At 63.4% G+C, this 25,728-nt stretch carries 30 protein-coding genes; 12 read left to right on the plus strand and 18 right to left on the minus strand.

Annotated elements, in window-relative coordinates:
* Nucleotides 1-73: 73 nt before the first annotated feature.
* Nucleotides 74-301, minus strand: a complete 228-nt coding sequence (locus tag CK219_RS18635; protein ID WP_095768463.1) for a hypothetical protein — start codon at nucleotides 299-301, stop codon at nucleotides 74-76.
* Between the two features lie 510 nt (nucleotides 302-811).
* On the minus strand, nucleotides 812-1,699 hold the full coding sequence (locus CK219_RS18640) for a transcriptional regulator GcvA (protein ID WP_095768221.1): 888 nt from the start codon (nucleotides 1,697-1,699) through the stop codon (nucleotides 812-814).
* Between the two features lie 134 nt (nucleotides 1,700-1,833).
* Here CK219_RS18640 and CK219_RS18645 point away from each other — a divergent pair, with 134 nt between their 5' ends.
* The 3 genes from CK219_RS18645 to CK219_RS18655 all read left to right on the plus strand — a co-directional run bounded on the left by CK219_RS18645 (nucleotide 1,834) and on the right by CK219_RS18655 (nucleotide 3,622).
* On the plus strand, nucleotides 1,834-2,295 hold the full coding sequence (locus CK219_RS18645) for a VOC family protein (RefSeq protein ID WP_095768222.1): 462 nt from the start codon (nucleotides 1,834-1,836) through the stop codon (nucleotides 2,293-2,295).
* A gap of 34 nt (nucleotides 2,296-2,329) precedes the next feature.
* The gene (locus CK219_RS18650; protein WP_095768223.1) at nucleotides 2,330-3,076 is read left to right on the plus strand and encodes an SDR family oxidoreductase; all 747 of its coding nucleotides are present in this window, start codon (nucleotides 2,330-2,332) and stop codon (nucleotides 3,074-3,076) included.
* A 162-nt stretch (nucleotides 3,077-3,238) separates the two neighbouring features.
* A complete protein-coding gene (locus tag CK219_RS18655; RefSeq protein WP_141245377.1) occupies nucleotides 3,239-3,622 on the plus strand; it encodes a hypothetical protein in 384 nt (127 codons plus the stop codon).
* 4 nt (nucleotides 3,623-3,626) lie between these two features.
* On the opposite strand, the gene CK219_RS18660 is transcribed toward CK219_RS18655, so the two are convergent.
* The gene (locus CK219_RS18660) at nucleotides 3,627-4,358 is read right to left on the minus strand and encodes a GntR family transcriptional regulator (RefSeq protein ID WP_095768464.1); all 732 of its coding nucleotides are present in this window, start codon (nucleotides 4,356-4,358) and stop codon (nucleotides 3,627-3,629) included.
* 184 nt (nucleotides 4,359-4,542) lie between these two features.
* Between CK219_RS18660 and CK219_RS18665 the strand changes: the two genes are divergently transcribed.
* Both CK219_RS18665 and CK219_RS18670 read left to right on the plus strand, forming a co-directional pair.
* The gene (locus tag CK219_RS18665) at nucleotides 4,543-5,556 is read left to right on the plus strand and encodes an SIS domain-containing protein (protein ID WP_095768225.1); all 1,014 of its coding nucleotides are present in this window, start codon (nucleotides 4,543-4,545) and stop codon (nucleotides 5,554-5,556) included.
* A 40-nt stretch (nucleotides 5,557-5,596) separates the two neighbouring features.
* Complete coding sequence (locus CK219_RS18670) at nucleotides 5,597-6,409, plus strand: PfkB family carbohydrate kinase (RefSeq protein WP_095768226.1); 813 nt, start codon at nucleotides 5,597-5,599, stop codon at nucleotides 6,407-6,409.
* A gap of 3 nt (nucleotides 6,410-6,412) precedes the next feature.
* On the opposite strand, the gene CK219_RS18675 is transcribed toward CK219_RS18670, so the two are convergent.
* From CK219_RS18675 to CK219_RS32605, 8 genes are all read right to left on the minus strand, one after another.
* Nucleotides 6,413-7,384 (minus strand): amino acid ABC transporter permease, encoded by a 972-nt coding sequence (locus CK219_RS18675; protein WP_095768227.1) that lies wholly within the window; start codon nucleotides 7,382-7,384, stop codon nucleotides 6,413-6,415.
* Nucleotides 7,385-7,403: 19 nt separating this feature from the next.
* Entirely contained in the window at nucleotides 7,404-8,684 is a 1,281-nt protein-coding gene (locus CK219_RS18680; protein ID WP_095768228.1) for an FAD-binding oxidoreductase, read from the minus strand.
* 51 nt (nucleotides 8,685-8,735) lie between these two features.
* Nucleotides 8,736-9,563, minus strand: a complete 828-nt coding sequence (locus CK219_RS18685; protein ID WP_095768229.1) for a transporter substrate-binding domain-containing protein — start codon at nucleotides 9,561-9,563, stop codon at nucleotides 8,736-8,738.
* Between the two features lie 377 nt (nucleotides 9,564-9,940).
* The gene (locus CK219_RS18690) at nucleotides 9,941-10,699 is read right to left on the minus strand and encodes a sulfotransferase (protein WP_348628339.1); all 759 of its coding nucleotides are present in this window, start codon (nucleotides 10,697-10,699) and stop codon (nucleotides 9,941-9,943) included.
* 146 nt (nucleotides 10,700-10,845) lie between these two features.
* Nucleotides 10,846-11,661, minus strand: coding sequence for an oxidoreductase (locus CK219_RS18695; protein WP_095768231.1), 816 nt, complete (start codon nucleotides 11,659-11,661; stop codon nucleotides 10,846-10,848).
* A 56-nt stretch (nucleotides 11,662-11,717) separates the two neighbouring features.
* Nucleotides 11,718-13,016 (minus strand): beta-ketoacyl-ACP synthase II, encoded by a 1,299-nt coding sequence (fabF, locus tag CK219_RS18700; RefSeq protein ID WP_095768232.1) that lies wholly within the window; start codon nucleotides 13,014-13,016, stop codon nucleotides 11,718-11,720.
* A 38-nt stretch (nucleotides 13,017-13,054) separates the two neighbouring features.
* Nucleotides 13,055-13,630: a TetR/AcrR family transcriptional regulator gene (locus CK219_RS18705; protein ID WP_095768233.1), complete on the minus strand. Its 576-nt coding sequence runs from the start codon at nucleotides 13,628-13,630 to the stop codon at nucleotides 13,055-13,057.
* A 129-nt stretch (nucleotides 13,631-13,759) separates the two neighbouring features.
* Nucleotides 13,760-13,882, minus strand: coding sequence for a hypothetical protein (locus tag CK219_RS32605; RefSeq protein ID WP_263497044.1), 123 nt, complete (start codon nucleotides 13,880-13,882; stop codon nucleotides 13,760-13,762).
* An 81-nt stretch (nucleotides 13,883-13,963) separates the two neighbouring features.
* On the opposite strand from CK219_RS32605, the gene CK219_RS18710 reads away from it, so the two are divergent.
* A complete protein-coding gene (locus tag CK219_RS18710; RefSeq protein ID WP_095768465.1) occupies nucleotides 13,964-14,494 on the plus strand; it encodes a cupin in 531 nt (176 codons plus the stop codon).
* Between the two features lies 1 nt (nucleotide 14,495).
* Complete coding sequence (locus CK219_RS18715; RefSeq protein ID WP_095768234.1) at nucleotides 14,496-15,020, plus strand: dihydrofolate reductase family protein; 525 nt, start codon at nucleotides 14,496-14,498, stop codon at nucleotides 15,018-15,020.
* Here CK219_RS18715 and CK219_RS18720 read toward each other — a convergent pair.
* A complete protein-coding gene (locus CK219_RS18720; RefSeq protein WP_095768235.1) occupies nucleotides 15,011-15,370 on the minus strand; it encodes a hypothetical protein in 360 nt (119 codons plus the stop codon). The two genes, CK219_RS18715 and CK219_RS18720, sit on opposite strands and share 10 nt — an antisense overlap.
* A gap of 201 nt (nucleotides 15,371-15,571) precedes the next feature.
* Between CK219_RS18720 and CK219_RS18725 the strand changes: the two genes are divergently transcribed.
* On the plus strand, nucleotides 15,572-15,886 hold the full coding sequence (locus CK219_RS18725; protein ID WP_095768236.1) for an EthD family reductase: 315 nt from the start codon (nucleotides 15,572-15,574) through the stop codon (nucleotides 15,884-15,886).
* A gap of 54 nt (nucleotides 15,887-15,940) precedes the next feature.
* Here CK219_RS18725 and CK219_RS18730 read toward each other — a convergent pair whose 3' ends face one another.
* The 4 genes from CK219_RS18730 to CK219_RS18745 form a co-directional block, all read right to left on the minus strand.
* Nucleotides 15,941-16,120, minus strand: a complete 180-nt coding sequence (locus tag CK219_RS18730; RefSeq protein ID WP_095768237.1) for a hypothetical protein — start codon at nucleotides 16,118-16,120, stop codon at nucleotides 15,941-15,943.
* A gap of 7 nt (nucleotides 16,121-16,127) precedes the next feature.
* Nucleotides 16,128-16,427 carry a DUF2934 domain-containing protein gene (locus CK219_RS18735; protein ID WP_176477069.1) on the minus strand — a complete coding sequence of 100 codons (300 nt, stop codon included), beginning with the start codon at nucleotides 16,425-16,427 and terminating at the stop codon, nucleotides 16,128-16,130.
* Between the two features lie 82 nt (nucleotides 16,428-16,509).
* Nucleotides 16,510-17,067 (minus strand): DNA-3-methyladenine glycosylase, encoded by a 558-nt coding sequence (locus tag CK219_RS18740; RefSeq protein ID WP_095768239.1) that lies wholly within the window; start codon nucleotides 17,065-17,067, stop codon nucleotides 16,510-16,512.
* A gap of 41 nt (nucleotides 17,068-17,108) precedes the next feature.
* The gene (locus CK219_RS18745; RefSeq protein ID WP_095768240.1) at nucleotides 17,109-18,257 is read right to left on the minus strand and encodes an amidohydrolase; all 1,149 of its coding nucleotides are present in this window, start codon (nucleotides 18,255-18,257) and stop codon (nucleotides 17,109-17,111) included.
* Between the two features lie 356 nt (nucleotides 18,258-18,613).
* Between CK219_RS18745 and CK219_RS18750 the strand changes: the two genes are divergently transcribed.
* From CK219_RS18750 to CK219_RS18765, 4 genes are all read left to right on the plus strand, one after another.
* Complete coding sequence (locus tag CK219_RS18750; protein ID WP_095768241.1) at nucleotides 18,614-20,596, plus strand: GGDEF domain-containing phosphodiesterase; 1,983 nt, start codon at nucleotides 18,614-18,616, stop codon at nucleotides 20,594-20,596.
* A gap of 108 nt (nucleotides 20,597-20,704) precedes the next feature.
* Nucleotides 20,705-22,840, plus strand: coding sequence for an ABC transporter ATP-binding protein/permease (locus CK219_RS18755; RefSeq protein WP_095768242.1), 2,136 nt, complete (start codon nucleotides 20,705-20,707; stop codon nucleotides 22,838-22,840).
* A 594-nt stretch (nucleotides 22,841-23,434) separates the two neighbouring features.
* Entirely contained in the window at nucleotides 23,435-23,857 is a 423-nt protein-coding gene (locus CK219_RS18760; protein WP_095768243.1) for a DOPA 4,5-dioxygenase family protein, read from the plus strand.
* Nucleotides 23,858-24,106: 249 nt separating this feature from the next.
* Nucleotides 24,107-25,015 (plus strand): DUF5677 domain-containing protein, encoded by a 909-nt coding sequence (locus CK219_RS18765; RefSeq protein ID WP_095768244.1) that lies wholly within the window; start codon nucleotides 24,107-24,109, stop codon nucleotides 25,013-25,015.
* 127 nt (nucleotides 25,016-25,142) lie between these two features.
* On the opposite strand, the gene CK219_RS31720 is transcribed toward CK219_RS18765, so the two are convergent.
* Together CK219_RS31720 and CK219_RS18775 are read right to left on the minus strand one after the other, a co-directional pair.
* Nucleotides 25,143-25,505, minus strand: a complete 363-nt coding sequence (locus CK219_RS31720; protein WP_176477067.1) for a hypothetical protein — start codon at nucleotides 25,503-25,505, stop codon at nucleotides 25,143-25,145.
* A gap of 3 nt (nucleotides 25,506-25,508) precedes the next feature.
* Nucleotides 25,509-25,685 carry a hypothetical protein gene (locus tag CK219_RS18775; protein WP_224548393.1) on the minus strand — a complete coding sequence of 59 codons (177 nt, stop codon included), beginning with the start codon at nucleotides 25,683-25,685 and terminating at the stop codon, nucleotides 25,509-25,511.
* Between the last annotated feature and the right edge of the window lie 43 nt (nucleotides 25,686-25,728).

The following is a 25,728-nucleotide window of genomic DNA, read 5'->3' on the forward strand; positions in this document are numbered from 1 at the left end:
CCCCCCGCCCATGCCGTCGGTTGCCCTGTTGGGCGCTTTTCTGAGCCCGGACGGCTGCGTCAGCTGCGGCTAATCATCGGCTGGAATTAAGCTTCTGGATACGTCCCTTATCCAGCCGGAACACGCCGTCGGTACCGCCTTGCTGCTCGAAGTCGGTTTGAAGCTCGTCCCACGTGCCGAGATATGCGCCGCACTCGGCGCAATGGATCGGTGTTGCTGGCTGGGCATCGGCCGGGATCTGCAGACGAATGGTGCCGCAAAACGGGCATTCCAGTTTGTGGTCCAGATATTCGCCAGCCATTTTGCGGAGCATCGCGCAACAAGCACGTCTTCGCAAGCAGGGAATTTCCGGCGAGCTTTGCTTCAGCCGGGTCGATCTTCGAAGCAGCCGGTCGCGAAATGCCGCCGCCAGATCCGGCGGGCATCCGCCGCATTCAGCCGGTCACACGCGACTTGAGGTGGACGTCTGAACACGCGCCCTTATGATGCGTGCTTCTCGCAGAAGCGACGGTCGGTCGCGCCCAACGGCCTTTATCAGCCTTCTGGCTTGGGCCTCCGAGATGCCGGTTTTCTCTTTCAGCAGAATGACGAGCTGCTTGTCGTCAATTCGACCGTGGGAACTCCCTTCACCGGGTTCAGTCATATCAAGATCCTCCTTCCAACCGAACTGGGAAGACCGTTGAAAGTTTCAATGCGGCGTTGCTTGCCTAGCCGCTCTGTGGCGGCATTATCCGCCCAGCAGTCTTCGCAAGGCGAATCGAGTTGGCGGAAAGCCGTCCGGCTTTTGGCTGTCGAGCCCGGAGCTCGCCCGTTAAAGCGGCTCGATCTCCGAAAACAGCCAATCGCGAAACGCCTTCACCTTGCGCTGGCGGATCGCCTCCGGCGGGTAGACCAGATAGAAGCTGGAGACCGCCTTCAGCGCATGATCGAAGGGCCGCACCAGCCTGCCGGTGGCGAGATCGGCCGAGACGAGCATGGTCCGGCCGAGCACCACGCCTTCGCCCTGCACGGCCGACTCCACCGCGAAAGTGGCTGAATCGAAAGTGAGCCCGCTATTCGGGTCGACATCTTCGACGCCGGCGCTGGCCAGCCACGCGGCCCAGTCGATGCGGTAGCCGTCGCGGATCAGCGTGTGGTGCTTGAGGTCCTGCGGCTGCTTGAGCGGATGCGGCCCTTCCAAAAGCTTCGGGCTGCAGACCGGAAAGACTTCCTCGCCGGTGAGAAATTCCGACGTCAGCCCGTGATAGTGGCCGGCGCCGTAGCGGATGGCGACGTCGATGCCGTCGCCGCGGAAATTGGTCAGTCGCCCGGTGGTCGAGACGCGCACGTCGATATCGCCATGCGCGCGATGAAAGCGGTAGAGCCTCGGCACCAGCCATTTTCCGGCGAAGCCGTCCGAGGTGCTGACGTTGAGCGTCGAGCCGGAATGGCGCGAGGTCGCGGTTTGCGTCGCCAGCGCAACCTGGTCGAGCGCCTCGCGCACGGCGACCGCATAAGGCTCGCCGACAGGAGTGAGTCGCACCGAACGCGTCGCCCGCTCGAAAAGCTGCACGCCGAGCTGGTCCTCCAGATGCTTCACGGCGCGGCTGATCGCGCCATGGGTGAGGTTGAGTTCGTCGGCGGCCCGCGAAAAATTCAAATGCCGTGCAGCGGCCTCGAAGGCCGGCAAGGCGTTGAGCGGCGGCAGTCTGCGGGCCATGACGATAATCCATTTGTGAGGTATGGTAACAAATACTTGCCAAATTTTGGTTTGTCCGTCGAGCCTTTTCCAATCAAAAATCCTCACAGAATTTGTGATCAATACTCACTTCAGATCAAACCTGCGAGGACATCATGGCCACCGTTCATCCCTTCCTCTGGTTCAACCTCGATGCCGAAGCCGCGCGAGATTTCTATCTCTCGGTCTTCAAGAACAGCTGCGCGCTGCGGACCATCGAGTTCACCGACAAGCCGCATGCGATCTTCGATTTCGAGCTCGAAGGCCAGCGCTTCACCGCGCTCAACGCCGGCGGAGTGCCGCCCTTCAACGAGCGGATTTCGCTCTACATCGAAACCAAGGACCAGGCCGAAACCGATTATTTTTGGAACGCGCTGACCGCCGGCGGCGGCTCGGAGCAGCCCTGCGGCTGGCTGAGGGACAAGTTCGGCGTCTATTGGCAGGTCATTCCCGAACCGGCGCTGCGCCTGATGAACGACCCCGACCGCGCCAAGGCCGACCGGGCGCGTCAGGCGATGTATTCGATGAAGAAGATCATCCTCGCCGATATCGAAGCAGCCCACGCCGGCCGCGCCTGATTTTGAACCCATCGCGGAAAGACGGAGAAGACCCATGACCAATCTCCCCACGACATCGCTCAATGGAAAGAAGATCATCGTCGTCGGCGGCAGCTCCGGCATCGGCTTCGGCGTCGCGGCAGCGGCGCTTGAAAGCGGCGCGGAGGTGGTGATCGCCGGCCGTTCGGCCGAAAAGCTGAAGGCCGCCGAAAAGCGGCTCGGCGGGGCAGGGCGCGTGACAGGCATCGCCGCCGACATGGCCAATGAGGCCGAGGTGTCCGGCTTGTTCGAGCAAGCCGGCGCTTTCGATCATCTGGTGGCGACGGCCGGCACGCCGCCGCCCAATTATCCGATCGGCGAGACCGACATGGATTTCGTACGCCAATTTGTCGACGGCAAGCTGATCGGCGCAGTGATGCTGGCCAAGCACGCCGTGCGCACGCTGAACAAGCCTGGCTCGATGATCTTCACCTCGGGCATCAACAAGGACCGTCCGCCGGTCCCCGGCGGCTCGGTCGTCGCGGCGGTCGCCGGCTCCTTCACCTATTTCGCCCGCGCGCTGGCGCTGGAACTTGCGCCAACCCGCGTCAACATCGTCTCGCCCGGTTGGGTCGATACCGAAATGTGGGACGAGATCGTCGGCGCCGCCAAATCAGGCTATTTCGAGCAGATGGGCGCCCGACTGCCGGTCGGAAAGATCGCCAGGTCCGCCGATATCGCGCCGGCCTATCTCTACCTGATGCAGAACGAGTTCATGACCGGCGAGACCGTCCATATCGACGGCGGGCAAAGGCTGGTGTGAGCGGTAGAGCCGGACCTCGATTTGAAGGTTCCGGCTTCACCTATTGCCGTCCACAAGGGCCGGCGTCGCCTTCCAGACCTTCGCGGCCAATGGCGTTTCCGGCGGAACGCTAATATAGATGATGCTCGAATGAGCAGCGCCTCCGCACCGTCGAGGAACGCCATGCGAAGGGTCATCGTCACAGTCATGTGGATTGTCGCCGCGACAGGCGCCGACGCCCATGACTGGTACGAAAACAAGGTCGACCCGGTGACCAACTTCAAATGTTGCGGCGGCACGGATTGCCGCCCCATCCCCGAGTCTGCCGTGCAATCCGGGGCCGACGGCGGCTATGTCTATCTTCCCGATGGCTTCAACATCCCGCCAGACCGCGTGCAGGAATCGCCGGACGGCCGATACCATATCTGCGAGAACCATTACGTCATAACCAACCAGCCCTATCTGCGCTGCTTCTTCGCGCCGCGGCTCAAGGTCTCCCGGCTGCTCGCGCTAGTCGCGGCCCTCGATATCTGCAAGGCACCTGACACTGGTCATCGCCACCATTGAGCTTTCACTTTCGTGCGAAGCTGAAGGTGAAATGGCTGCCGCGGTGATAGACGGCGGCATGGACGACCGGGGCTCCGGTCCCATCGAAACAGGTTTCCGTAATGAGCAGGGCTGGCCCAAAGTCGCGCAAGTCGTTGCGCTGCACGATTTCCTCGGGCAGCGTTACGGCTGCAACGGAAGCGGCCGACATACGCGGCTGATGGCGGTGCTTTTCCAGCAGGGCGAGCAGCGAGCCGCTCCATTCGATGTCGAAAAGGCGCCCCGGCAAAAGGCTGCGCGGTACGTAGTCGAGTGAATAGATGAGGGGCAGATCGTTGTGCAACCGCAGCCGTTCAAGCCGGATGACGCGCTCTCCGTCCGCTAACCGCAATCGCTGCTGGATCAATGGATCGGGCGTTTCCTCGGCGATGGAAAGAACCTTGTTGACGGTGTTGTAGCCATAGTGGCGCGACATGTCGGTCACGCTTTCGAACACCGTGATCGGGCGGTCGACCTGGACGGCGGAGTTCGCGGTCACGAAGCGGCCGAGACCATGAGTGACGGAGATGATGCCGTCCTGTTCAAGAAGCTTCAGCGCTTCGCGCAGGGCAGGGCGCGAGATGCGGAAGCGCTGCGTCAGCTGGGATTCCGTTGGCAGCCGGTCGCCGGGCTTGAGCCCTTCGGTCCTGATGAGGTCGGCCATGCGGTCGCGCAGCTGAACCGCCAATGTGCGCGCGTCCCGAAGCGGCTCGTCCAAGTCCCTCTTCCCCATTGTGCCAACTCTCTTTTTGTTGTCGGACAATCGCGCTCAGGTCAAGCGGGGACATGCCGTGGCGATCGCACGTCGCATAGGCAACGCATGCGAATCTTTCGCAAAATTTCTCTTGAAATGCGCTCCAGTAGATGTCAGTTGTCTTACAACTGAATTGATCGAGGGAACGATGCTCAATTTCGACGAAGCCCGGTTTATGCGCATCCAATCGGGGGCGGTGGCCTTGCGCGAGCGCATTGAAGCCGTTGTGGCGCAGTGCCTCGCCGCCGGGGCGCAAAACATCTTCTTTCTCGGCACCGGCGGTGCAGCGATCCTGATGCATCCGGCGGCGCAATTGCTGCAGCGCCGATCTGGCTTTCCGGCCTTCGTCGACATCACCGCCGAGCTGCAGCTTGTCCAATCCGTGCACCTGACCGACAAATCGATCGTCGTGTTGCCCTCGCTCTCCGGCACGACCAAGGAAAGCGTGGCACTGCTGTCCCGGATCAAGGACGTCGGGGCGACGGTGATCACACTGGTCGGACATGAGGAGACGCCGCTCGGCAAGGGCGGGGACCATGTCTTCGTCAACTTCGCCGAGGACGACACGTCCTGCGAGTCCTTCTATCTCCAGTCGCTCTTCATCGCGCTTGCAGTGCTGAAGCATCGCGGCGAGCTCGCCGAATCGGAACGGATTTTCGCCGAACTGGAGCAGTTGCCGCGACTGTTGCTGGAGGTGAAGCGGAGCTATGAACAGGAAGCCGCCGGCTTCGCGCACAAACTGGCCGCCTCCGACTATCACATCATAACCGGCGCCGGGAATGTCTGGCCGCAGGCCTGGTATTACGGCATGTGCATCCTGGAGGAGATGCAGTGGATCCGGACCCGCCCCGTGCATGCTTCAGACTTTTTCCACGGCACGCTGGAGCTGGTGGACAAAGACGTCAGTGTCGTGCTCTTCAAGGGCGAGGACAGCGCCCGGCCGCTGGCCGATCGCGTCGAGAAATTCGCGCCTGCCTATACGGACAAGTTGACGGTGCTCGACACGGCCGATTTCGAATTGCCCGGCATTTCGCCGGATGTGCGCGCGCTGGTTTCGCCGATCGTGCTCGCGACCGCCCTCGAACGGGTCAGCGCGCATCTCGAGGTGATCCGCAACCACCCGCTGACGACGCGCCGCTACTACAAGCGCGTTGCCTATTGAGCTTAGCTCTCGGCGTCAGCTTGATCGTGCAGCGCAGGATATGAGCAGTTTTCGATTTGCCGCCGTCGGCGACAACTGCATCGACCGCCTCGGAGCGCCGATCGGCCGCTCGCTGGTCGGCGGCAACGCGCTCAACGTCGCCGTCCAGCTCGCCCGGCTTGGCCACGGCAGCTTCTATTTCGGCGCGGTCGGCAGCGACGCGGAGGGCGAACGCACCCGCGCCGAGCTCGAAGCCAATCGGGTGGCGGTCGAGCACCTGCGCATACGCCAGCGCAACACCGCCTGGACCGACATCAACGTCTTGCCGTCCGGTGAGCGTTTGATTACCGCCGAGGATTTCGGCGCCTGCGCCGGCTATGCGCCGGACGAGGCCGAACTGGCGATCCTGGAGGCAATGGATCACGTCCATATCGGCTGGCTGGACGATGGCGGCGCCTTGCGCAGGCACCTGTCGCGGGCAGGCGTCAGCGTCTCGCAGGACATCTCGGTCAACGCCGATCCCGCCGATCTCGCTGTGGAGGGTTTGAGCATAGTTTTCTGCTCGACCGGCCGATCTCGCGACGCGGCCGAAGCGATGGCCGCGAATCTTCTGTCGCGCGGCGCAGGCTGCGCCGTCGTCATGCGCGGTGCCAAGGGGTCGATGGCGCTGACGGCCCGCGAGCGCGCCGAGACCGGCATCCGCCCGGTCCAAGTCGTCGACACGACCGGCGCCGGCGACAGTTTCATCGCCGGTTTCCTGCATGCATGGCTTGCCAGGAGGCCGCTGGTGCAATGCCTCGAAAGCGGCCGCGACCATGCCGCTCTGGCCTGCTGCCATCTCGGCGGCTTTCCCCAGGAGGGGATGCCGCATTGAAGCTCAGCGTTTGAGCGATCGCCCGAAGCGTTCCTCGATGCGGGACTGCAGGAATTCGAGCCCGATGGACAAAAGCCAATAGATCATCGAGGCGGTGATCAGCATCTCGATATGCCGGAACTCGGTCTGGCCCTGCGTGCGCGCCAGATACATGATCTCCCAGACCCCGACCACCGAGACCAGGGAGGAATCCTTCAGCATCGCGATGAACTGATTGCCCGTCGGCGGCACGATGACGCGCATCGCCTGCGGCAGGATCACCAGGAACATTGTTTGATTGGGGCTGAGCCCAAGTGCGGTGGCGCCTTCCGTCTGGCCGCGCGGGATGCTTTCGATGCCGGCACGGAAAATCTCGGTCATATAGGCGCCGTAGCAAAGCGACAGCGCCATGATCCCGGCAGGCACGGCCCCGATCACATAACCGACCTGCGGCAGGCCGAGATAGATGATGTAGATCTGCATCAGCAGCGGCAAACCGCGAAACAGCGAAGTGTAGAACGTTGCCAGGCCATAGACGATGCCGTTCTTGGAGAGCTTGGCTATGGCGCCGATGAAGGCGATGACTGTCGCGATGGCGATCGAAATGGCGGAAATGTAGAGCGTGGTCACCACGCCCTGCGAGATGAGGAAACCGATCTTCCGGGCGATGAAAGAAAAGGACAGGTCAAAGGAATAGAAGAACAGCATCAGCAGCACGAACAGCTCGATCCATACCGCCACGATCTGCTGCTTGCGCCCGAGTTGCTGCAGCGCCTTCCAGTTGGCGGCCACGATCAGCGCGATCAGCATCGCCGAGACGGCTCGCGCCACCACGGGATTGGCCGCAAGCCATTCGATCGAGCTCGGGATCAGCTTGCCGATCCAGTCTGCCTTGATGCCGAGACCGTAGAGGCCCGCGGCGAAAGCGGCGAGCGCCAGGCACACGCCGATGCGGCGCGTGGCGTCCGGATAGTTGAGCAGCAGTCTGCCGATCACCTGTCGATCTCCCTTCTGGTTAGCGGGGGCGTTCGCGCCACCAATCTTGCGCCTGCAGCTTCCAATAGGTGAGTTGCGCCGCGGCAAGCCCCACCGGTCCGCCTGCCCAGGCCAGTCCGAACGGCGCGAACAGAAGGTGGCGGTCCGATTGGCCGAGTACCGCCTCGGCGACCACCTTGCCGGCTATGGCCGTCGTGTTGATGCCGTGCCCGCCAAACGCGGTGAGATACCAGGCGCCTGGCTGCAGCTGCCCGATCTGGGGCATCAGGTGGCGGGCGTAGGCCATCAGCCCCGACCAGGCGAGTTCGGTCTTGAGCGCAGCGAGCTGGGGGTAGGTTCCAACCATCTCCCGGCGCAGTTCCCTGGCCAGCGCCGCCGGCGAAGCGGCCCGCGTAGTGATGCGCCCGCCCCAGAGCAGCCGCTTTCCATCCTCCACGACGCGGTAGTAGTCGCCGGCCCGGCGGTTGTCGCCGACGGCATCCGTCGTAGCGATGGCGTCGGCGATGAGATCGGGGGCTTCCTCGGTCAGCATCACATAGGTCGCGATCGGCAACATGGCCCGCTTCAGCCGGCCGACCAGCGGTCCTGTATAGCCGCCGGTGGCAAACACCGCTTGCCGCGCGCGTACTTCGCCGCTTGCGGTGCGTAGCGTCTTGTGCGGGCCATCGAGTTTAGCCTCGATCGCGCTGGAGCCCTCGTAAATCCTGCCGCCCAGCCGCTCGATCTCCGCCCCGATGGCGCGCAGATAGTTCAGCGGATGCATGTGGAAGGCGTTGGCATCGCGCAGGCCTTGGTAGTAACGCTCGGAACGCAGCACAGCGCGCACTTGCTCGCGCTCGAGATATTCGAGCGGATAGTCAAAATCCCGCGCCAGTTTCTCTGCATGAGCCCTCAGTTCGGCGCCGCCGTCATGGCGCAGCACGCCCATGATTCCGGGGCGAGGCTTCGCTGCCGTGATGTCGAGATCCTTGATCGTCTGCCGCACGAAATCGACGCCTTCGATCGACAGCCGATGCAGCTCTCGTGCCGCCGCCGCGCCGGCCATCGCGGCGATCTTGTCGCTGCCGGTCGCGAAGCCGGGGCTGACGAAGCCGCCGTTGCGGCCCGAGGCGCCGAAGCCGATACTCTCGGCTTCGAGCAGCACGACCTGCTGCCCGGCGCGCGCCAGCTGCAGCGCCGTCGTCAGACCGGCCAGTCCGCCGCCGACAATGACCGTGTCGCATCCGGCCGGACCCGCGAGCGGTGGTCTGACCTTCTCGTCGGCAAGTGTACGGCGATAATAGGTGTCGGGATAAGTCATGATAGGTTCTGACGGAAGCAGGCGGCCTTGAGGGGCCGCCCGCGATGAGCGTCAATCGGCGCTGTAGTTCTTGCCGTACCACTTGGTGGTCAGCGTGGCGAGCGTGCCGTCTTTCTTCATCTGGTCGATGATGCCGCCGATCTTGGTGGTCCAATCGGCATCGCCCTTGTCGGCGATCACCACCAGCGGCTCGCGGAAGGCGTAGTCGCCCTCGATGATGCGCAGCGGATAACCGTTCTTGATGGCGTTTTGAGCGGTCTGCTCGGGCGCGATGACCGCGTCGAGCCGCACGCCGTCCCCAAGTCTCAAATCGTCGAACGGCAGCATGGAATCGGCGAAAGTCCGGATTTCGCCAGGCTGCAGCTTGTATTCGATTGGCAGAAGGCCGGGAGCGTCGATCTCCAATTGGCGGCGGATGAAATCTTCCGAAGTGGTGGCGGTCTCGACGCCGATCACCTTGCCGTTCAGATCGTCCACGGATTTCGCCTTGCTGTCCTTGTGGACCACATAGACATAAGGGCTGTAGTAATAGATGCCGGCGAAATCGATCACCCTCGCCCGGGCCTTGGTCGGCGTCACCGAGCCGACGCCGAGATCATAGCGGCCCTGCCAGTGGCCGCCGGTCATGGTCGCCCAATCGGGCGTCTCGAAGCTGACCTCGACGCCGAGCCGTTTGGCGATCTCTTTCGAGACGTCGATATCGAAACCGACCAACTGGTTGCTCTCGTCGAGAAAGCTCTGCGGTGGCCAACCGCTGTTGGTCGCGACCACCATGGCCTTCTTGGTTGTGACGCGATCCAGGGTTTCTCCCGCCCACGCTGCCGACGCAAATGCGAGCGCGCCGGCAGCCAGCGTGAAACAAGCGATAAATCTCCTCACGAAACCTCCCTCTCGTATGTAAGATGTCTGACAACGCAACTTGTCCGTAAGGGGGAGGGTGAGTCAAGCGTCTTTATCGGCGCATCGTGAGTTTGGCCTGCGATACGCGTTCCCGGCGTTGGCCGGATCGGCATTGGTCGAATTTCCTGGGCTTTTATGCGATCGGCAGCCGGCTGCTGTGCGAATTCGCGGATCAGTCGGGCCGCCACCAGTTCTCGGCGCTCGGGTGCTGATTACCGGGCGCGCCCAATCCATGCTGAAGACGTTGCTGGTTCATGGCAGGCACGCGCGCTCGCCAATACGTCGGCGCAGGCTGCTGCTTCTTGGACAGTTGCTTCCGATCTGTCGCAGCACAAAAGGTAGCTTCTCGACTACGCTTAGGTCTGGTGATCGACACCTGCCGGACGATCGGCCTGCGCGTATCCGAAATAGCCCATGATTTTCCGCGCTTCGCCGGCGTCGAAACGGCAAGCCACTTCCATAGGCAGGCTGGATCGCCAGCTGCCCCGACAGTCGGTGATCGGCTGGTTCACCTGGGCGTGCCGGCGAGCGGAATGGGGCGTGCGCACCGCCTTTTCGCGCCCCCATATGACGGGCTGCTGGTGATAGTTCAGAATGCCTGGATCGAAGGCCACGCCGATGAAGCGGCATAGCCGTTCGATGGAAAGCGCGGGCGATTCGATGAAGTCTTCATAACGCCACAGGATGCTTTCGCCCTTTTCGACGCGCTCCATCGAGGCCTTGCTGTCGGCGATCCATCTTTGGAAAGCCTTGTCGAAATCGCCCTCGTAACGCTGCCCGAGCGAGGCCACGATGTCCCTGCCGTCACGCGTGACGACGATGAAGCGCGCGCCCGGGATCGTCTCGATGATCTGCCCCGTATAGTGGATATGGTTCGGGGTCTTTTCGACCCAGACGCTGCGGCGTGAAATGGCTGCCTGCAGCAAAACCGCGCTTAGCTTGGTCCATCGCGCCCCATCGCTTGAGACAAACGCGCTTGTCTCGCGGCGGACAGAGAAAATATCCGGATGCGCAGCCAGTATCCGGGCGAGCAAAGTTGACCCCGTATGCCCGCATCCGCAAATGAATATTGAAACCTTGGGCTTCGGAAGAAGCCGCACCACGCCTCTATTCACGATTTCGTTTCCCCCGGAGATTCTAAGCAACCTTTTTCTTCCGGGGATTGCAATAGGGAATGCCTATATGCGGTCAGTGACGAACAGCTAATTGCTGCTGGCGCTTTGACCAGGAGGCAGGGTGGCTGGAGTGAAAGGCTCCGTTGTCAGGCCGGCAGCCCGAGCTGCTTTCGCAGGCTCTTGTCGAATGCGGATGCGGGGACGAAACGGCGCAGGAAACTGACTTGGCGCGCTGTCTTTCCCGCCGCATAGCGCCGCTTCGGAGCGGGATCGATCGCAGCCGCCAGAACGGTGTTGGCCACCACTTCGGGTGTATCGCCTTTTTCCATCGCCTTACGCACGGCTGTGGTCATACCGGCGCGCGCGGCGTCATAGACGTCGAGCACCTGGTCCGGCCTGGCCAGATTGTCTTCGAACAAAGTCTGGGTATAGGCCGGCTCGACCAATGCAACGCGAATTCCGAACGGCCGCACTTCGTGGTCAAGCGATTCGGAATACCCTTCAACGGCATGTTTGGTCGATGAATAAAGCGCGAAATAGGGGGCGGGGATGAACCCCTGCACTGAGCTCAAGTTGACGATCCTGCCCTTTCCTTGACGTCGCATGATCGGCAGCACCGCGTTGATCATACGGATGACACCGAAGACGTTCACGTCGAACAGAGCCTGGGCCTGTGCAGTCGAGGATTCCTCCGCGCCGCCGAGCAGGCCGATGCCGGCATTGTTGACCAGCACGTCGATGCGCCCGGCATCGGCCAGCACCTCATCGACCAGCTTCGCCACGGCCGTGTCATCGGTCACGTCGCAGGTCAGCATGGTAATACCGTCGGTTTTCTTGGAGACCGCGCGACGGCTCGTTCCGAACACGCGAAAGCCGGCGCTCTGCAGCGCCTTGGCCGTTGCGTGCCCGATTCCGCTGGATGCCCCTGTGACAATGGCAACGCCAGGATTGGTCCTGTTCATGGAGATCACTTTCTTTGGGTTGGACTGGAAAGCAGGAAAAGCTGGAGCAAAGAGCGTCAATCACGAGCGGCTCGACCGTTTACGCCGTGCCCGTCCCAGCGCCGGAACAGCACGCTGGCATTGACGCCGCCGAAGCCGAAGCCGTTGGCGATCGCGTAGTCCATCTCCATCGGCCGCGCCCGGTTTGCGACGAAGTCTATTCCGTCGCCGGCCGGATCGGGGACGCTCAAATTGAGGGTCGGCGGCGCCACCTGGTCTCTCAGCGCCAGGATGGTGAAGATTGCGCCAATCCCGCCGGCGGCTCCGAGCAGATGTCCGGTCGCCGACTTCGTTCCGCTGACGGCTATGGAGAAATCCGTGCCGAAGACGGTTTTGATCGCTTCGATTTCTCCCAGATCGCCTACCGGCGTGGAGGTCGCGTGCGCGTTGAGATGGCGGATCTCGCGCGTTGAGATGCCGGCCTGGGCGATCGCGATCTCCATGGCGCGGCGCGCGCCATCCCCATCCTCGGGACCGGACGTGACGTGATGGGCATCCGCCGTCGTGCCGTAGCCGACCACTTCGGCGAGCGGTTTCGCGCCGCGCGCCACTGCATGGCCCAATTCCTCGATGACCAGGATGCCGGCGCCTTCGCCCATGACGAAACCATCCCGCGTCATGTCGAACGGACGCGAGGCCTGATCGGGACGGTGATTGAAGGAGGTTGAAAGCGAGCGTGCCGCCGCGAAGCCGCCCAGACTGACGACGTTCATGCAGGCTTCCGTGCCGCCGCACACGGCGATGTCGGCTTCATCGGCGCGGATGATGCGCGCTGCATCGCCGATCGCCTGGATGCCGGCGGCGCACGCCGTTACCGGCGCGCCGATGTGGCCCTTGAAGCCGTAACGAATCGTGATGTGGCCGGCGGCGAGGTTCACCAGGAAAGACGGCACCGTGAACGGCGAAAGACGCCGAACGCCGCGCTGGTCGACGGTTCGCACCGCCTCGGTTATGGCGGGGAACCCTCCGATACCTGAAGCAATGATCGTCGCGGTGCGAAGCCGATCCTTTTCCGACTCCGGCGTCCATCCCGCCTGGGCAAGCGCCTCTTCCGCCGCCGCCAGCGCGAATAGGATGAAGCGATCGATCTTGCGCTGATCCTTCGGAGCCAGGAAGGCATTCGCATCGAGACCGGCTTCGGGATCCTCCTCCAGGGAAAGAACCGTTCCGCCGATCTTTGTCGGCAGGGTTTCCACCATGTCCTCGGGAAGCCTTCGAATGCCCGAGCGGCCGGCCAGGAGACGTAACCACGACGCCTCGATATTTGCGGCAAGGGGCGTGACCGCGCCCATGCCCGTGACAACAATCCGTCGCATCTATTCTCCTATTGATCTGAGTGGCCAGCCCGCGCCGGTCAGACGCTGACGGTGTCGCGAACCTGTTCGGCCGCTGCATCCAGAAAGGCCTGCGCGAGGTCGGGATCATTGACGACGCGCGAGAGAACCACCGCACCGACCATCGTCGAGAGGACGGCCATGGCTTTTTCACCGGTTTCTTCGTTCTCAGTCCTGGCAATCATCCTGCCGAGCACTTCAAGATATGCTTTGATGCCGACTTCGAACGACGCTTTTACCTCGGTCCCCTGTCTGGCCACATCCGACCCGAGCGCCGCAACCGGGCAGCCGTCCATCCTTTCCTCGCGATGGCCCATGCTGAGATAGAACTCGATCACCGCCCCAAGCGGATCGCCGGGATTCGCTGCGGTCGCCGTCCATCTGTCGGCAGCGCTCTCCATCGCGCGCCTGGAAGCTTGCGCGGCAAGGTCCTCCTTTGACGCGAACTGCTTATAGAAAGCGCCTTGGGTCAGCCCGGCGCCCTTCATCAAATCCTTAAGGCCGATACCGTCAAAGCCGTGCTCTCGAAAAAGCCGGCTTGCGACATCGATCACGGTTTGCCGGTTCCGCTCAGCCTGAATGCGGCTCACGCGCATCGTCGACCTCCATATTTTAGATTATGTACGACATCTATAATTCAGTTAGAAGCCGAACGCAATCTATCAATGGGCGGCGTCCCACGTGGCGGTTTGCTACGGGCTGAATGTGCCTGCGGCAGGCCTAGATCATTTTCGATGCCGAAGCGCTGCGACGATCACCGCCATCGTCTCGGCGTTGCCGGCGGCGACGGCGGCAAAGGCAAGTGCCGATGCAAAAAGGCCGATTGCCGAAAGACGAAATGCAGCCATTGTGACCTTCCTCAGACCGGCCGGAGCAAAATCCGCGGGAAACCGTTAGGTCCCATTAAGACCATGCAGGAAACCGCAAGGATGGCACAATCTGTCGACAAACAGGAACCGCTCGCCTTCCGCTTCGCCGATGACGGCCTGGTGCCCAACCATCCGCGCTGGCCCATGCTCTTCTATCCCGGCGCCGTGCAGCTGCCGGACGAAGGCGATCCGGCTGCCGTTTTCGAGGATATTTTCGGCGCCAATGGCTGGGGCGACAGCTGGCGCAACGGCATCTACGACTTCGTCCACTATCACTCGCGCATTCACGAGGTGCTGGGCATCGCGCGCGGCACCGCCGAGGTCCGCTTCGGCGGCGATAAAGGCAAGGTGCTGGAGGTGAAGGCGGGCGACGTGGCGGTCCTGCCGGCCGGCACCGGCCATCAGCGCCTGTCCGGCTCGGCCGATCTTCTCGTCGTCGGCGCCTATCCGCCATTCGGCACCTATGATTTGTGCCGGAGCCCGGAGCAGCACGCCGAGGCGCTGCGCACGATCCCGAAGGTCGGCCGGCCCGACAAGGATCCGCTCTTCGGCGGCGAAGGCCCGTTGCTGAAAGCCTGGAGCGAAGGCTGAAATGGCAAGCATCGTCGCCATCGAGCATGTGACGCTGGACGGTGTCTTCCAGGCGCCGGGGCGCGCCGACGAAGACACGCGCAATGGTTTTGCGCACGGCGGTTGGGGCAATCCAGGCAGCGACCCGAAGATGCAGGAAGTCATTGGCCACGCCATGGCCGGCGGCTGGTCGTTGCTCGCCGGCCGCACGACTTATGAGGATCTTCACGAAGCCTGGGCTGTTCGTCAGCCGGCCAGTCCGATGACCAGGGCGCTGACCGGCGCACGGAAGTTCGTCGCCTCGCATGACGCCGGCTATGAGCCGCGCTGGGAGAATTCGGCGCTGCTTGCCGGCGATGCCGGGGAGACGGTGCGCGCGCTGAAGCAAGGTCACGACGAGGCGCTGATTGTGTTCGGCAGCGGCAAGCTGCTGCGCGCGCTGATGCGGCACGGGCTTGTCGATGAGCTGGTGCTGATGGTCCACCCTCAAGGCCGCGGCGGAGCGGCCAGAATAACCGGAACCCAGCGGTTCTTCCTCTACGGATAATGTGTTTTCTTCGGCGCGTAGCTTGCCGGATCGAAATCGAGTTCCTTCGGCAGCGGCTTGCTCGAGCATTGCAGGTGCATCTGGCGGGCAAGAAGCCGTCGCTGCTGGTGCTCATGCTCCTTGACCGCCGCCACCATCCCCATGCTGTAAGGGCCAAGAAGCACGCCGAACCCCCAGCCGGGATGGTCCTTCTCGCGCTGGGCGTAGTCCGATGCCGCGGCGCGGGCCTGCTGGCATTCCGGCGAGGACCATTTCGGATCCTGCTGCGACAGCGAAGCGCCATTATCGGCGGCAGAGGACACGCATCCAGCCACTGCCGCGCTCAGCGCCACGACCACCGCAATTCTCATCGTTTGAGTCCCTGCTAATTCAAGGCGGAGAGAACACAGAACGCTCCTTCGCACAAGCGAGATAGCGGCGAAAAGCAACGGGCAGGGCGGGATAGCCGCCATCGTCGACCTTCGGCGCTCCCGAGATTTTTTCAACGTCCCGTTCCGTTTCCGCCCACCATTTCGTCCTTGCTTCCGTCCCAACGAAAAAGGAGAACCGCAATGGCTGGAATGGTTGTCATCTACAAGCAGCCGGCTGACGCGGAGGCGTTCGACAAGCATTATTTCGAGACGCACATACCGCTGGCCAAGAAGATCCCGGGTCTGAGGAAATACGAGGTCAGCCAGGGGCCGATCACGGCGGTGGCCGGACCATCCGATGTCTACCTGATCGGGACAATTTATTTTGACGATCTCGAAGCGATGAAGAGGGCTTTCGCAAGCCCGGAGGGAAAGGCGGCCGGGGCGGACCGCCGGCTTTACGCACCCGATGAATCGGGGGTCCAGATGTTCCTCTTCGACAGCAGGGAAGTTTGAGCCCGCGGCCGAGACAGGACGATCGGCCGCCGAGAATCGCGGCCGCATCGCTGCTCACGTCGACTTTTTCCGCTCGATGTCGATGCGTTTTTGCTCCGCCGCGGTGATCGCGGTTTCCATCACGGCATCCAGATCGGCCATCGCTTCCAGATGGCCGTGATCGACGATCGACTTGCGCAGCATGCGCATGGCCAGCAACGCGTCGTCCAATGCCTGTTCGACATTTTTGACCATGGCCGGGTCAGCCTTTGCGCTGGCTGCGCTTGTTCGGCGCCGGATCGTCGGCGGCCGGCCTGTCCGGACGATTTGCTAGCGCCTTGCGCGCCAGCGCCTCGGCCGCCGACCGGTCCGGATTGCCGGCCGGTATCGTGACCGCGCCGGGCATCGCAGCACCCGGCTGTTCGCCCAAGCCGTTGTCCTCGCGCTCGATTTCCTCGCAAGCCTGATGCCAGTGCTCCTCGTCCTGGCCATTCGCTTCGCCGCTGCGTTGCCAGATCTCATAGGCGCGGCGCTTGATGCGTTCGTATTTGTCGGTCGCCATTGTCCGATCCTCCGTCATCTGTTCAAACGCGCGCTGGCCGCGAATGATCCGTGACGGGACAGGGAATGGATAAGGTTGCGACTCAGAACCTGCGGCTGAGATAGGCCGATCCGCCGAGGCCAAAGCGCCACTCGGCTTCCACGCCCTTGGTGAGGCCGATCCGGCGACCGGCGAGGATTGCGGCCGGGTCGGCCTCGGAACGGGCGAACTCGAACGGCGGCGCGGTAAGCGAGAGCCCGTTATGCGAACCGTCGATGTCCAGCGCCTGGCAGAGCTTGCCGGGACCGGAGCAGAGCAGCCGGTCGTCATCCGTTCCGCGCCGCTCGCGCATCGCGGCGATGCCGGATTGCGGCTGGATCGCCCGGATCAGCACGGCGCTGCCCGGCAGGCACACCGCGTTCAGGCACCAATGCAGCCCATAGGAACGATAGACATAGGCGTCGCCGGGCACGCCATACATCGGTGCGTTGCGCGGCGTGCGGCCGCGAAAGCTGTGCGATGCGGGGTCGTCGGGCCGGTAAGCCTCGGTCTCGACGATGATCCCGCCGACGCCGGCGAGCCCAAGCCTGGCGCCGATCAGGGCGCGCGCGACGATGACCGCGTCGCGGGCGAAGAAATCGGGCCCGACACTAGGCGGCATGGCGATCGGCGTCGTTCGGACAGCTCATCATCGCCGTCCGCTCAGCCCAAAAGATTGCGCGCCGCGCGCATGAAGATCCGCGAGCCGATCGGGATAAGATCATCCGGGAAATCATAGTCGGGGTTGTGCAGGGAAGGGTGCCTTTCGCCGGCGCCGAGGAAGAACATCGCCGACCTCGCATTGTGGCCGAAAATACCGAAATCCTCCGAGGCGCGCATCGGCAGCGCGTCTTCGCTGCGCGCAATGCCTTCCGCGTCGAGCGCGCGGTTGAGATGCTCCACAGCGTCCGGCGCATTGACGCTGGCGAGGAAGATCTCGTGATAGTCGAAGCGAACGGCAAGGCCGTGCTTCGCGGCGATTTTTGCCGCGAGCGCCTCCGCGGCGGCGACCTGCTCGGCCATGCGCTCGTCGCGGCGGGTGCGCAGCGTCGCCCACACTTCGGCATAGCCGGGCGCGATGCCGAACACGGCTTCGCCCATCGCGCAATGGGTGACGGTCACCATGCCGAAATCCTCGTCGGTGAAGGTCCCGCGCCCGAGCGCGGGCAGCGCCGGCATCAACTCGCTCACCGCCGGCATCGGCGAGGTGCCGGTCTCGGGCATCGAGGAATGCGCCGTCTTGCCCTCGAGCACGATACGCATGCCGCGCGAGGCGCAGTTGACGGTGCCGGCCTTCAGCCGCACCTCGCCGAACGGCACGCCCGGCAGGTTGTGCAGCGAAAACGCAAAATCAGGCTGGATCTCGCCAAAGCGCGGGTCGGCGACGACCCCGGCCGCGCCGTTGCCGGTTTCCTCGGCCGGCTGGAACATCAAGACGACGCGGCCGCGCGCCGGTCTTTCGCGTCCGAACTGGCGGCCGAGCGCCGCCAGGATCGCGGTGTGCCCGTCATGGCCGCACATATGCGACTTGCCCGGCACCTCGGAGGCATGGGCGACGCCCGAAAGCTCCGCGATCGGCAGCGCATCGAGCTCCGAGCGGAACAGCACCGTCGGGCCGGCCTGCCCGCTGTCATAGACCGCCGCCACGCCATGGCCGCCGAGCCCGGTCAGAACCTTGTCCGGCCCGGTATCGGCGAGGAAATTCACCACCTCTTTCGCGGTCCTTTCCTCCTCATTCGAAATTTCCGGCTGCCGGTGCAGCTTGCGCCGCCATTCGGTGAGCTCGACGATGTCTCGATTGGTCAGGGTCATGGGTTGGGGCTCCGATGGGGTTTTTTCAGGTCACACAAACACGATAGGTTTTTTCTCGCGCCGTGCCATGCCGATCAATTCGGATAGGCCATCGGCCTCCGCGAAATCAATGCCGCTATCTCCCCGCCTTCACCTGCGGCAGGTCGCGGCTGATCGGACGAAGGCGACGCTCGTTCTGTCCACCCGCAACGCTCCGCAAAAGTCAGAACCGTTGCCCGATGGTCCCGTCTTGATAGGGAGCCGTCGCGCGGCTTTCTTTTAGCTCCCGGCATCGGCCAGACTCAATCAAGAAATGCCACGTAAACCGCTGAAATCCTTAACACGATTTTCATTCCGCTCGCCTACCCATTAGAGACATGAAAAGGCATGACGAGCGGCTGGTGTCGGGTCCCTCTTCCGAGGGAAGGAGCGAAGCCGTGGAAGCCGGCATCCTGCGCGACCAGCTTGCGGATCTGAGCAAGGGCGTCTTCATCTCGATGCCGATCGGCACGGTGCTCTCGGCCTTGATCCTGGCGGTGCAGCTCTTGTCGGGGGGCGGCCTCGCCGCGGTGCTGTGGTTCGTGGCGATCGCCTTGATCAACGGCGCGCGCGTGGCGCTTGCCGTCACCCAATCGGAAGCCGCCGGTGACAACCCGAGGGCGGTGGGCGCCCGGCTTTCGCTTTATGGCCTGATGGCGCTTGCCTCGGGTGTCGCCTGGTCTTTTCTGGCGCTGCTGAGCGACGGATACACGACCAGCCAGGCGCCGCTCTATCTGATCGTGCTCGCCGGCACTTCGGCCGGTTCGGTCACCTACGGAACCTCCTATGCGCCGGCTTCGATCAATTTCATTATCCTGCCGCTCCTCACCGCCGCCGGCTGCGTGCTTGCCAAGGGCGGCGTTGAAAATTACGTGCTCGCCTTCACCGTGCTGCTTTTCCTTGGCGGCATGGTCAGGAGCGCGCTGCTCGGGCAATTCCGCTTCCGCGAGACGAGCCGGCTCAAATACGAGGCGCGCGAATTCGCCGCCGAGATGGAGCGCAACTCCAGGCGCGACCCGCTGACGAATCTGCTCAACCGCTATGGGCTGGAGCAGGCGATTGCCAAGCTCGGGCTCTCCGACGGCCCGTTCGTGGCCATGCTGATCGACCTCGATGGCTTCAAATCCGTCAACGACACCTATGGCCACAACATCGGCGACGACCTTTTGGTCAAGGTGGCGCGCCGGATCGAGGACCACGCTCCGCAAGGTGCCACGATCGCGCGCATCGGCGGCGACGAGTTCGTGCTGCTTTTCTCCGCCGGCAGGTCGCAGCAAGCGGCCGGCGAGCTTGCATCCGCCATCATCGCTGCCATCGCCAATCCGGATTCGGAGTTGAATTCGGTGCGCGTCGGCGCCTCGATCGGCATCTACCAATCGGAAAAGCCGCGACTGACCGAGATGCTGCTCAAGGCGGATTTCGCGCTCTATGCCGCCAAGCGCGGCGGTAGGAACGAATATTGTCTCTTCGACGCCGGGCTGGACGCCGCGCTGGAACGCAAGAATTGCATCGAGCGCGACCTGCGCGGCGCCATCGAAACCGGCACGCTCTGCTCCTGGTTCCAGCCTTTGGTGCGGCTCGATACCAACGCGGTGGTTGGTTTCGAGGCGCTGCTGCGCTGGCACCACGATGTCCATGGCGCCATCTCGCCACCCGAGATCGTCACTGCCGCGCGCGAAACCGGGCTGCTTTCGCTTCTGACCGAGACGGTGTTCTTCAATTGCTGCGCCATCATCGCAGAGCTCGTGAAGCATGGGCGCCGCGATGTTCGCGTCGCGATGAACCTCTCGCCGCGCGAGCTCGAGGCCGGCAATGTCGACGACATGATCCTCGACGGCCTGAAGGCCAAGGACGTGCCTGCCGCGATGCTCGAGATCGAGATCACCGAGGAGGCGCCGGTCGACCGCGACCGGGTCGACGAAAAGGTCGGGCGCCTGGCGGATGCGGGCATATCGATCGTGCTCGACGATTTCGGCACCGGCTTCTCGACCCTGGTTTCACTCAAGGACAGCCGCATCCGCAAGATCAAGATCGACAAGGATTTCGTGCGCGACCTGGCGAAATCCCTCGAGGACCAGGCCGTGGTCGAGGCGGTGATCGGCCTCGGCCGGACGCTGGGCATCGAGGTGATGGCCGAGGGGGTCGAGACCGACGCCGACCGTATGATCCTGCGCTCGCTGGGCTGCGTGATTGGGCAAGGCTATCTTTTCTCGGCCGCGCTCCCCCTGGGCGATGCGCTCGCCTTCGACGCGACCGGTAGTTCCGCCACCGAGGCCCTTTTCGAGCCGCGGCGCACGCCCAAGAGCGGCAGCGCCGCCTGATTGGCCACCGCCAAGGGCATTCATTGACTTGGCGGGCAACCGGCGTCGGAAGGACAGGGTAGCCGCGGCCCGCGTGAAACCTTTTGATTTTTGGGCCGTTGTGGCGCGATGTCCCCGGCCAAGCACAAACCGAAACCGGCCGACAGCGCCACGCAGCGCGGTGCAAGCAAGCCGCGTTCGGCGCCGCCGCGCCAGGACAAGCCGCGCCAGTCGGAACCGCGTGGCGCCCCGAAGCCGCGCGCCGAGCGGGCGCGGGAAGACACACGGCACGAAGACCGGCTGAAAGACGACAAGGCGCAGCAACGCAAGCCGCAGGCCGGCGAGGCCGAAGAAAAGGCATCCGCCGACGCCGCGCCGGAAGCCATCGGCCATGCCGGGTCGCCGCCGCCCGAGGCGATCGAGCCGGATCCCGAGCTTTCGCCCGAGGAGGCCGTGCGGGCGCGCAAGAGATATCTGCTGCGGCGCTTCTGGATCAGCGGGCGCGGCTATTGGGGTTTGCGCGGCGACAGGCTTGCCTGGCCGCTGACGATCGGGCTGCTCACGCTGATCTGCGTCAATGTCGGCTTCCAATACGGCATCAACCGCTGGAACCGCGCGATCTTCGACGCCATCGAGCTGCGCGACGCGCACACCGTCTACTGGTTGAGCGCCGTCTTCCTGCCGCTGGTCGCCGGCAGCATCAGCCTGGTGGTCGCGCAAGTGTACCTGCGCATGACCATGCAGCGCCGCTGGCGCTCCTGGCTGACCACGGCCGTCATCCAGCGCTGGCTGGCCAGCGGCCGCTACTACCAGCTCAACCTCGTCAAGGGCGACCATGCCAACCCGGAGGCTCGCCTCACCGAGGATCTGCGCATCGCCACCGAATCGCCGGTCGACTTCATCGCCGGCGTCCTCAACGCCTTCCTGTCGGCCTCGACCTTCATCGTGGTGCTATGGACGATCGGCGGCGCGCTGAGCTTTTCGCTGGGCGGTTCCACCATCACCGTGCCCGGCTTCCTCGTCGTCACCGCGGTCATCTACGCGGCGATCACCTCGACCTCGATGTTCGCCATCGGCCGCCGTTTCGTCCAGCTTTCCGAGGACAAGAACCAGGCCGAGGCCGAGTTTCGCTACGTGCTGACGCGCGTGCGCGAGAATGGCGAGAGCATCGCGCTGCTGGGCGGCGAGGAGGAGGAGAACGCCGGCATCGACCGCACCTTCGCCGGCGTGCTCGGCCGCTGGGCGCGGCTCACCGGCCAGCACATGCGCACGGCACTGGTTTCGCAAGGCTCCAGCCTGTTCGCGCCGGTGGTGCCGGTGCTTCTATGCGCGCCGAAATTCCTCGACGGCTCGATGACGCTGGGCCAGGTGATGCAGGCGGCCTCCGCCTTCGCCATCGTGCAGGGCGCCTTCGGCTGGCTGGTCGACAATTATCCGCGCCTGGCCGACTGGAACGCCTCGGCCCACCGCATCGCCTCGCTGATGATGTCGCTGGACGGGCTGGAGCGCGCCGAGGAGAACGACAAGCTCGGCCGCATCCAGCGCGGCGAGACCGCAGACGGCGCGATGCTCAGCCTCAACAATGTTTCCGTGACGCTCGATGACGGCACCGCCGTGGTCAAGGAAACCGAGGTGGAGATCGCGCCTGGCGAGCGCGTGCTGGTCTCGGGCGAATCCGGTTCGGGCAAGTCGACGCTGGTGCGCGCCATCGCAGGCCTCTGGCCCTGGGGCAGCGGCAGCGTCGATTTCCACCCGGGCAAGCGCCTCTTCATGCTGCCGCAGCGCCCCTACATCCCGTCCGGCACGCTGCGCCGCGCCACCGCCTATCCCGCCGCCGCCGAGAACTGGAAGACGAAAGAGATCAATTCGGCCCTCGACAAGGTGGGCCTCGGCTATCTGAAGAGCCGGCTGGAGGAAGAGGCGCCCTGGGACCAGACGCTGTCGGGCGGCGAGAAGCAGCGTCTCGCCTTTGCCCGCCTGCTGCTGCACGCGCCGGACATCGTGGTGCTCGACGAGGCGACCTCGGCGCTGGACGAGAAGAGCCAGGACAAGATGATGCGGACGGTGATCAAGGTGCTGCCCCAGGTCACCATCATCAGCGTCGCCCACCGCGCCGAGCTGGAAGCCTTCCACACGCGAAAGATCACGCTGGAGAGGCGCGAGGGCGGGGCGCGGCTGGTGAGCGATGTCGAGCTCGCGCCGAAGAAGCGCGCGCCAGGCCTGCTGCAGCGCGCGCTGTGGGGCAGCGGCGGCGATAAGGGATAGGGCACTCTGACGTCGTGCGTAATCCCCGGCGGCGCTTCCCCACTCCGACAAGCGCGCGGCCTTCGCAAGCCTGGGTTCCTCGCCCCACAAAGTGGGCTACGCTATGCGCATATCTTCTGTGACTGGCGCGACTGATCAGGCCGAGGCTTGACTGCCAGGTGGTTCCCCCAATCCGTCGCTGCTTCGCAGCGCCACCTTTCCCCCCTCCGGAGGGAAAGGAAGGGAGCCTTGCTGGACGAGCGTTGACGGCAAAAAGCTTGGCGCCTTCCCCGTCGATCGGGGGAGAGGTGGCTCGGCGAAGCCGAGACGGAGTGGGGGTCGACCAGCGCTACATTAGCCAATGCATGCGCCGAGCTGCCATGCACGCCATCGCCAAAGGCCAGCCGCTTGGAAACATGCATGCCGTAGACGAAGTGGGGACAGGTGGCTCGGCGCGCAGCGCCGAGGCGGAGCGGAGCGGGGCCGGCGTCTGCGATTACGGCCAAACGCGCCCACACTGAACAGTCTGTAGAGTGGCTCGCCGTTTCCATGAACCGAAGAACCGCCTAGAGTTCCGCACGACAGACTGGAACCATCGGGGAGGGGAGAATCGCGATGAACCAAGCCAAGCCGCACGATCCGAGGCCGCTTTCGGAAATCGCCAGTTATCACGCTCACATCTATTACGGCGATGAGGCGCAGCGCCGGCAGGCCGAATGGCTGCGCCAGCGCATCGGCGAGCGTTTTCGCGTGCGCCTCGGCAACTGGCGCGACGAGCCGGTCGGCCCGCATGAGCAGGCCATGTACCAGGTCTCCTTCGCCACCCAGATCTTCGCCACGCTGGTCCCCTGGCTGATGCTGAACCATGGCGGCCTCAGCATCCTCATCCACCCCAACACCACCAACCCCAAGCGCGACCACCTGGTCGACCCGATCTGGATCGGCCACGCGCTGCCGGTGAAGGGCGAGGTGCTCGGCGAGGAGGACGAGGCGGAAGAGGCGCTGGAGGTCAATACGGAACCGACGCTGGGGGTGTGAGGACGCGCGTGAATTGTTGCTGTCGAGCTTAAGCCCGAAACGATTGTCTGCTTCGGGGACGCAAGCGGACAGTCTGCTTGGTTATCCCAAACCGAAAAAACTGTGGTCGTCGCGGCTGGAAATCTGCAAACCAAGAACAAGCTCTCGCTCCGTATTCGCTGAAGACTCCTCTTTTGATTCGGTACGCGCGGGGCTGATGGCGTCCTGATAAGTATAGGTCTCATTAGGATTAGGACACTTTGCGTCATCATGACCAATGAGCCAGAACCAAGCTTGTCGCTGCTTGCTCTGCAGGACGCCTCACTTGAGGCAGTGACTGTGATCCGCGATGAGATCCGGTTCATCTTCGAGAGCAATCCAGAGAAAGGGCCGTTTTCGCAGACCGTTTATGGCCTCGTACGGCTGATGGGCGATCGAAGCCAAGCCACGTTGATGCTAGCCAGCTGGTCGATGCCATGGGATGCCGAGATTGTCTTGCGGGCATTCTACGAAACCGCCGCCAAGGTCCTTCTCTTGACGATGTCGCCTAACGGTCAACGGGAAAAACTGCTGACGGAATTTTGGGATGATTTCGATTCAATCCACACGATTCGGCGGGCACGCAAGGCGGCACTTGCGCTCGGCACGCCTGGTGAGGGCGAAGGCGATCGAGACGTTTTCGAGGCGCTGATCGATCCCGATTATAACGACCTGTCACATCGCCATAATAAGGCTGCCCGGAAAGCGATCGAGCAGCGGTGGTCGTTCTCGGAGATAATTGAGACGCTCTCACGCTTGGGTGCCGGAGAAGATGTCCGGCACGTGAAGTCGTTGCTTCACATGTACGGTATGGCCAGCCATTTCGTCCATGGCGACAAGACGGCCTTGGATTTGGCCCACGACCGGGTTACGCGTCCTGAACCTGAAAGATCGATAGTAGCGGCCGCTCAGGCTGCTCGCATCCACTCTGACATCGTACATCTCTGGTTCATGTGCACAGACACGATTTCGCGCGCCCTAGGCGTTCCGTTCAGTGATGCCGCCACAGTCGTTGCGGCGGTGCGAAAGGTAGAACAGTTGGGTAGACCTTTCGTCGTACTGTTCGAGGAGAGCCAGAAAGGGTTTTACCAAGGCTTGCGGGACAAATATGCGAGTAAGCGGACTGAGGTGGACCGGTGACTTCAGGCCCCGCCTACGCCCTCAACCTTCCTCCGGCACCACAAAGGAAAGCGCGATCAGGTCATCGACGTCGATGCCGCCATGGCCATTGTCCAGCACGTCCGCGACCTTTTGAAAGGCCAGCATGTCATCCATGCTGAGCTTGGCTTCCCGCAGCCTGTCTTGCAAGCCCGCCACCTTGGTTTCCAGGATCCTGGAAGTCTCGATCATGCTTGCCTCCGTTGCTGTCCAACGCCGCGTTCCACACGCTCAGCATCAGGCACGTGAACACGACCGGCCCGATGAAAAGGCCGATCGCCACGGCCGCCGCAATGCCCATCCGCTCCGCTTTGGCGGTGATCCTTGCAAGGCCGTCATCGGCCGGGACGAGATTGGAAAGATCGCCGTGTTGGAGCGCGCTGTTGTCGTTTACGGCCGTCGGGGGCATCTCCCACCGCTCTCGGAAAGGAAGCTGCTGCTCGGCAAAAGGTTCGCGGGCACTCATCCGCATAGGTCACACCCCCGAAAACGCCGCCTTGCCGTGGCGTTCGAAAAGCGCCAGCTTGGCCGAATAGCCAAGCCTGAGCTTGGTCTTGCAGGCATCGCACCGAAAGGTGCTCACCGACTTGAACCATGAACCGTTCCTGATGATCGGCCGGCGGCAATTCGGGCATTCATAGCGAAGACTCACGTCCCGCAACTCCTCGGAAATCGACATTGTCCACCTCTGTCCC

Origin of the sequence: Mesorhizobium sp. WSM4313, assembly GCF_002294725.1 — a bacterium.
Taxonomy (GTDB): domain Bacteria; phylum Pseudomonadota; class Alphaproteobacteria; order Rhizobiales; family Rhizobiaceae; genus Mesorhizobium.

Bases quoted from the DNA above. Each gene is read 5' to 3' on its own strand.
- CK219_RS18670 (WP_095768226.1), top strand. From the start codon at position 5,597: ATGAGCAGTTTTCGATTTGCCGCCGTCGGCGACAACTGCATCGACCGC.
- CK219_RS32605 (WP_263497044.1), bottom strand. From the start codon at position 13,882: ATGGCTGCATTTCGTCTTTCGGCAATCGGCCTTTTTGCATCGGCACTT.
- CK219_RS18650 (WP_095768223.1), top strand. From the start codon at position 2,330: ATGACCAATCTCCCCACGACATCGCTCAATGGAAAGAAGATCATCGTC.
- CK219_RS18755 (WP_095768242.1), top strand. From the start codon at position 20,705: ATGTCCCCGGCCAAGCACAAACCGAAACCGGCCGACAGCGCCACGCAG.
- fabF (WP_095768232.1), bottom strand. From the start codon at position 13,016: ATGCGACGGATTGTTGTCACGGGCATGGGCGCGGTCACGCCCCTTGCC.
- CK219_RS18665 (WP_095768225.1), top strand. From the start codon at position 4,543: ATGCTCAATTTCGACGAAGCCCGGTTTATGCGCATCCAATCGGGGGCG.
- CK219_RS31720 (WP_176477067.1), bottom strand. From the start codon at position 25,505: ATGCGGATGAGTGCCCGCGAACCTTTTGCCGAGCAGCAGCTTCCTTTC.
- CK219_RS18705 (WP_095768233.1), bottom strand. From the start codon at position 13,630: ATGCGCGTGAGCCGCATTCAGGCTGAGCGGAACCGGCAAACCGTGATC.
- CK219_RS18750 (WP_095768241.1), top strand. From the start codon at position 18,614: ATGAAAAGGCATGACGAGCGGCTGGTGTCGGGTCCCTCTTCCGAGGGA.
- CK219_RS18745 (WP_095768240.1), bottom strand. From the start codon at position 18,257: ATGACCCTGACCAATCGAGACATCGTCGAGCTCACCGAATGGCGGCGC.
- CK219_RS18635 (WP_095768463.1), bottom strand. From the start codon at position 301: ATGGCTGGCGAATATCTGGACCACAAACTGGAATGCCCGTTTTGCGGC.
- CK219_RS18725 (WP_095768236.1), top strand. From the start codon at position 15,572: ATGGCTGGAATGGTTGTCATCTACAAGCAGCCGGCTGACGCGGAGGCG.
- CK219_RS18765 (WP_095768244.1), top strand. From the start codon at position 24,107: ATGACCAATGAGCCAGAACCAAGCTTGTCGCTGCTTGCTCTGCAGGAC.
- CK219_RS18695 (WP_095768231.1), bottom strand. From the start codon at position 11,661: ATGAACAGGACCAATCCTGGCGTTGCCATTGTCACAGGGGCATCCAGC.
- CK219_RS18720 (WP_095768235.1), bottom strand. From the start codon at position 15,370: ATGAGAATTGCGGTGGTCGTGGCGCTGAGCGCGGCAGTGGCTGGATGC.
- CK219_RS18640 (WP_095768221.1), bottom strand. From the start codon at position 1,699: ATGGCCCGCAGACTGCCGCCGCTCAACGCCTTGCCGGCCTTCGAGGCC.
- CK219_RS18715 (WP_095768234.1), top strand. From the start codon at position 14,496: ATGGCAAGCATCGTCGCCATCGAGCATGTGACGCTGGACGGTGTCTTC.
- CK219_RS18655 (WP_141245377.1), top strand. From the start codon at position 3,239: ATGCGAAGGGTCATCGTCACAGTCATGTGGATTGTCGCCGCGACAGGC.
- CK219_RS18730 (WP_095768237.1), bottom strand. From the start codon at position 16,120: ATGGTCAAAAATGTCGAACAGGCATTGGACGACGCGTTGCTGGCCATG.
- CK219_RS18760 (WP_095768243.1), top strand. From the start codon at position 23,435: ATGAACCAAGCCAAGCCGCACGATCCGAGGCCGCTTTCGGAAATCGCC.
- CK219_RS18710 (WP_095768465.1), top strand. From the start codon at position 13,964: ATGGCACAATCTGTCGACAAACAGGAACCGCTCGCCTTCCGCTTCGCC.
- CK219_RS18645 (WP_095768222.1), top strand. From the start codon at position 1,834: ATGGCCACCGTTCATCCCTTCCTCTGGTTCAACCTCGATGCCGAAGCC.
- CK219_RS18735 (WP_176477069.1), bottom strand. From the start codon at position 16,427: ATGGCGACCGACAAATACGAACGCATCAAGCGCCGCGCCTATGAGATC.
- CK219_RS18680 (WP_095768228.1), bottom strand. From the start codon at position 8,684: ATGACTTATCCCGACACCTATTATCGCCGTACACTTGCCGACGAGAAG.
- CK219_RS18740 (WP_095768239.1), bottom strand. From the start codon at position 17,067: ATGCCGCCTAGTGTCGGGCCCGATTTCTTCGCCCGCGACGCGGTCATC.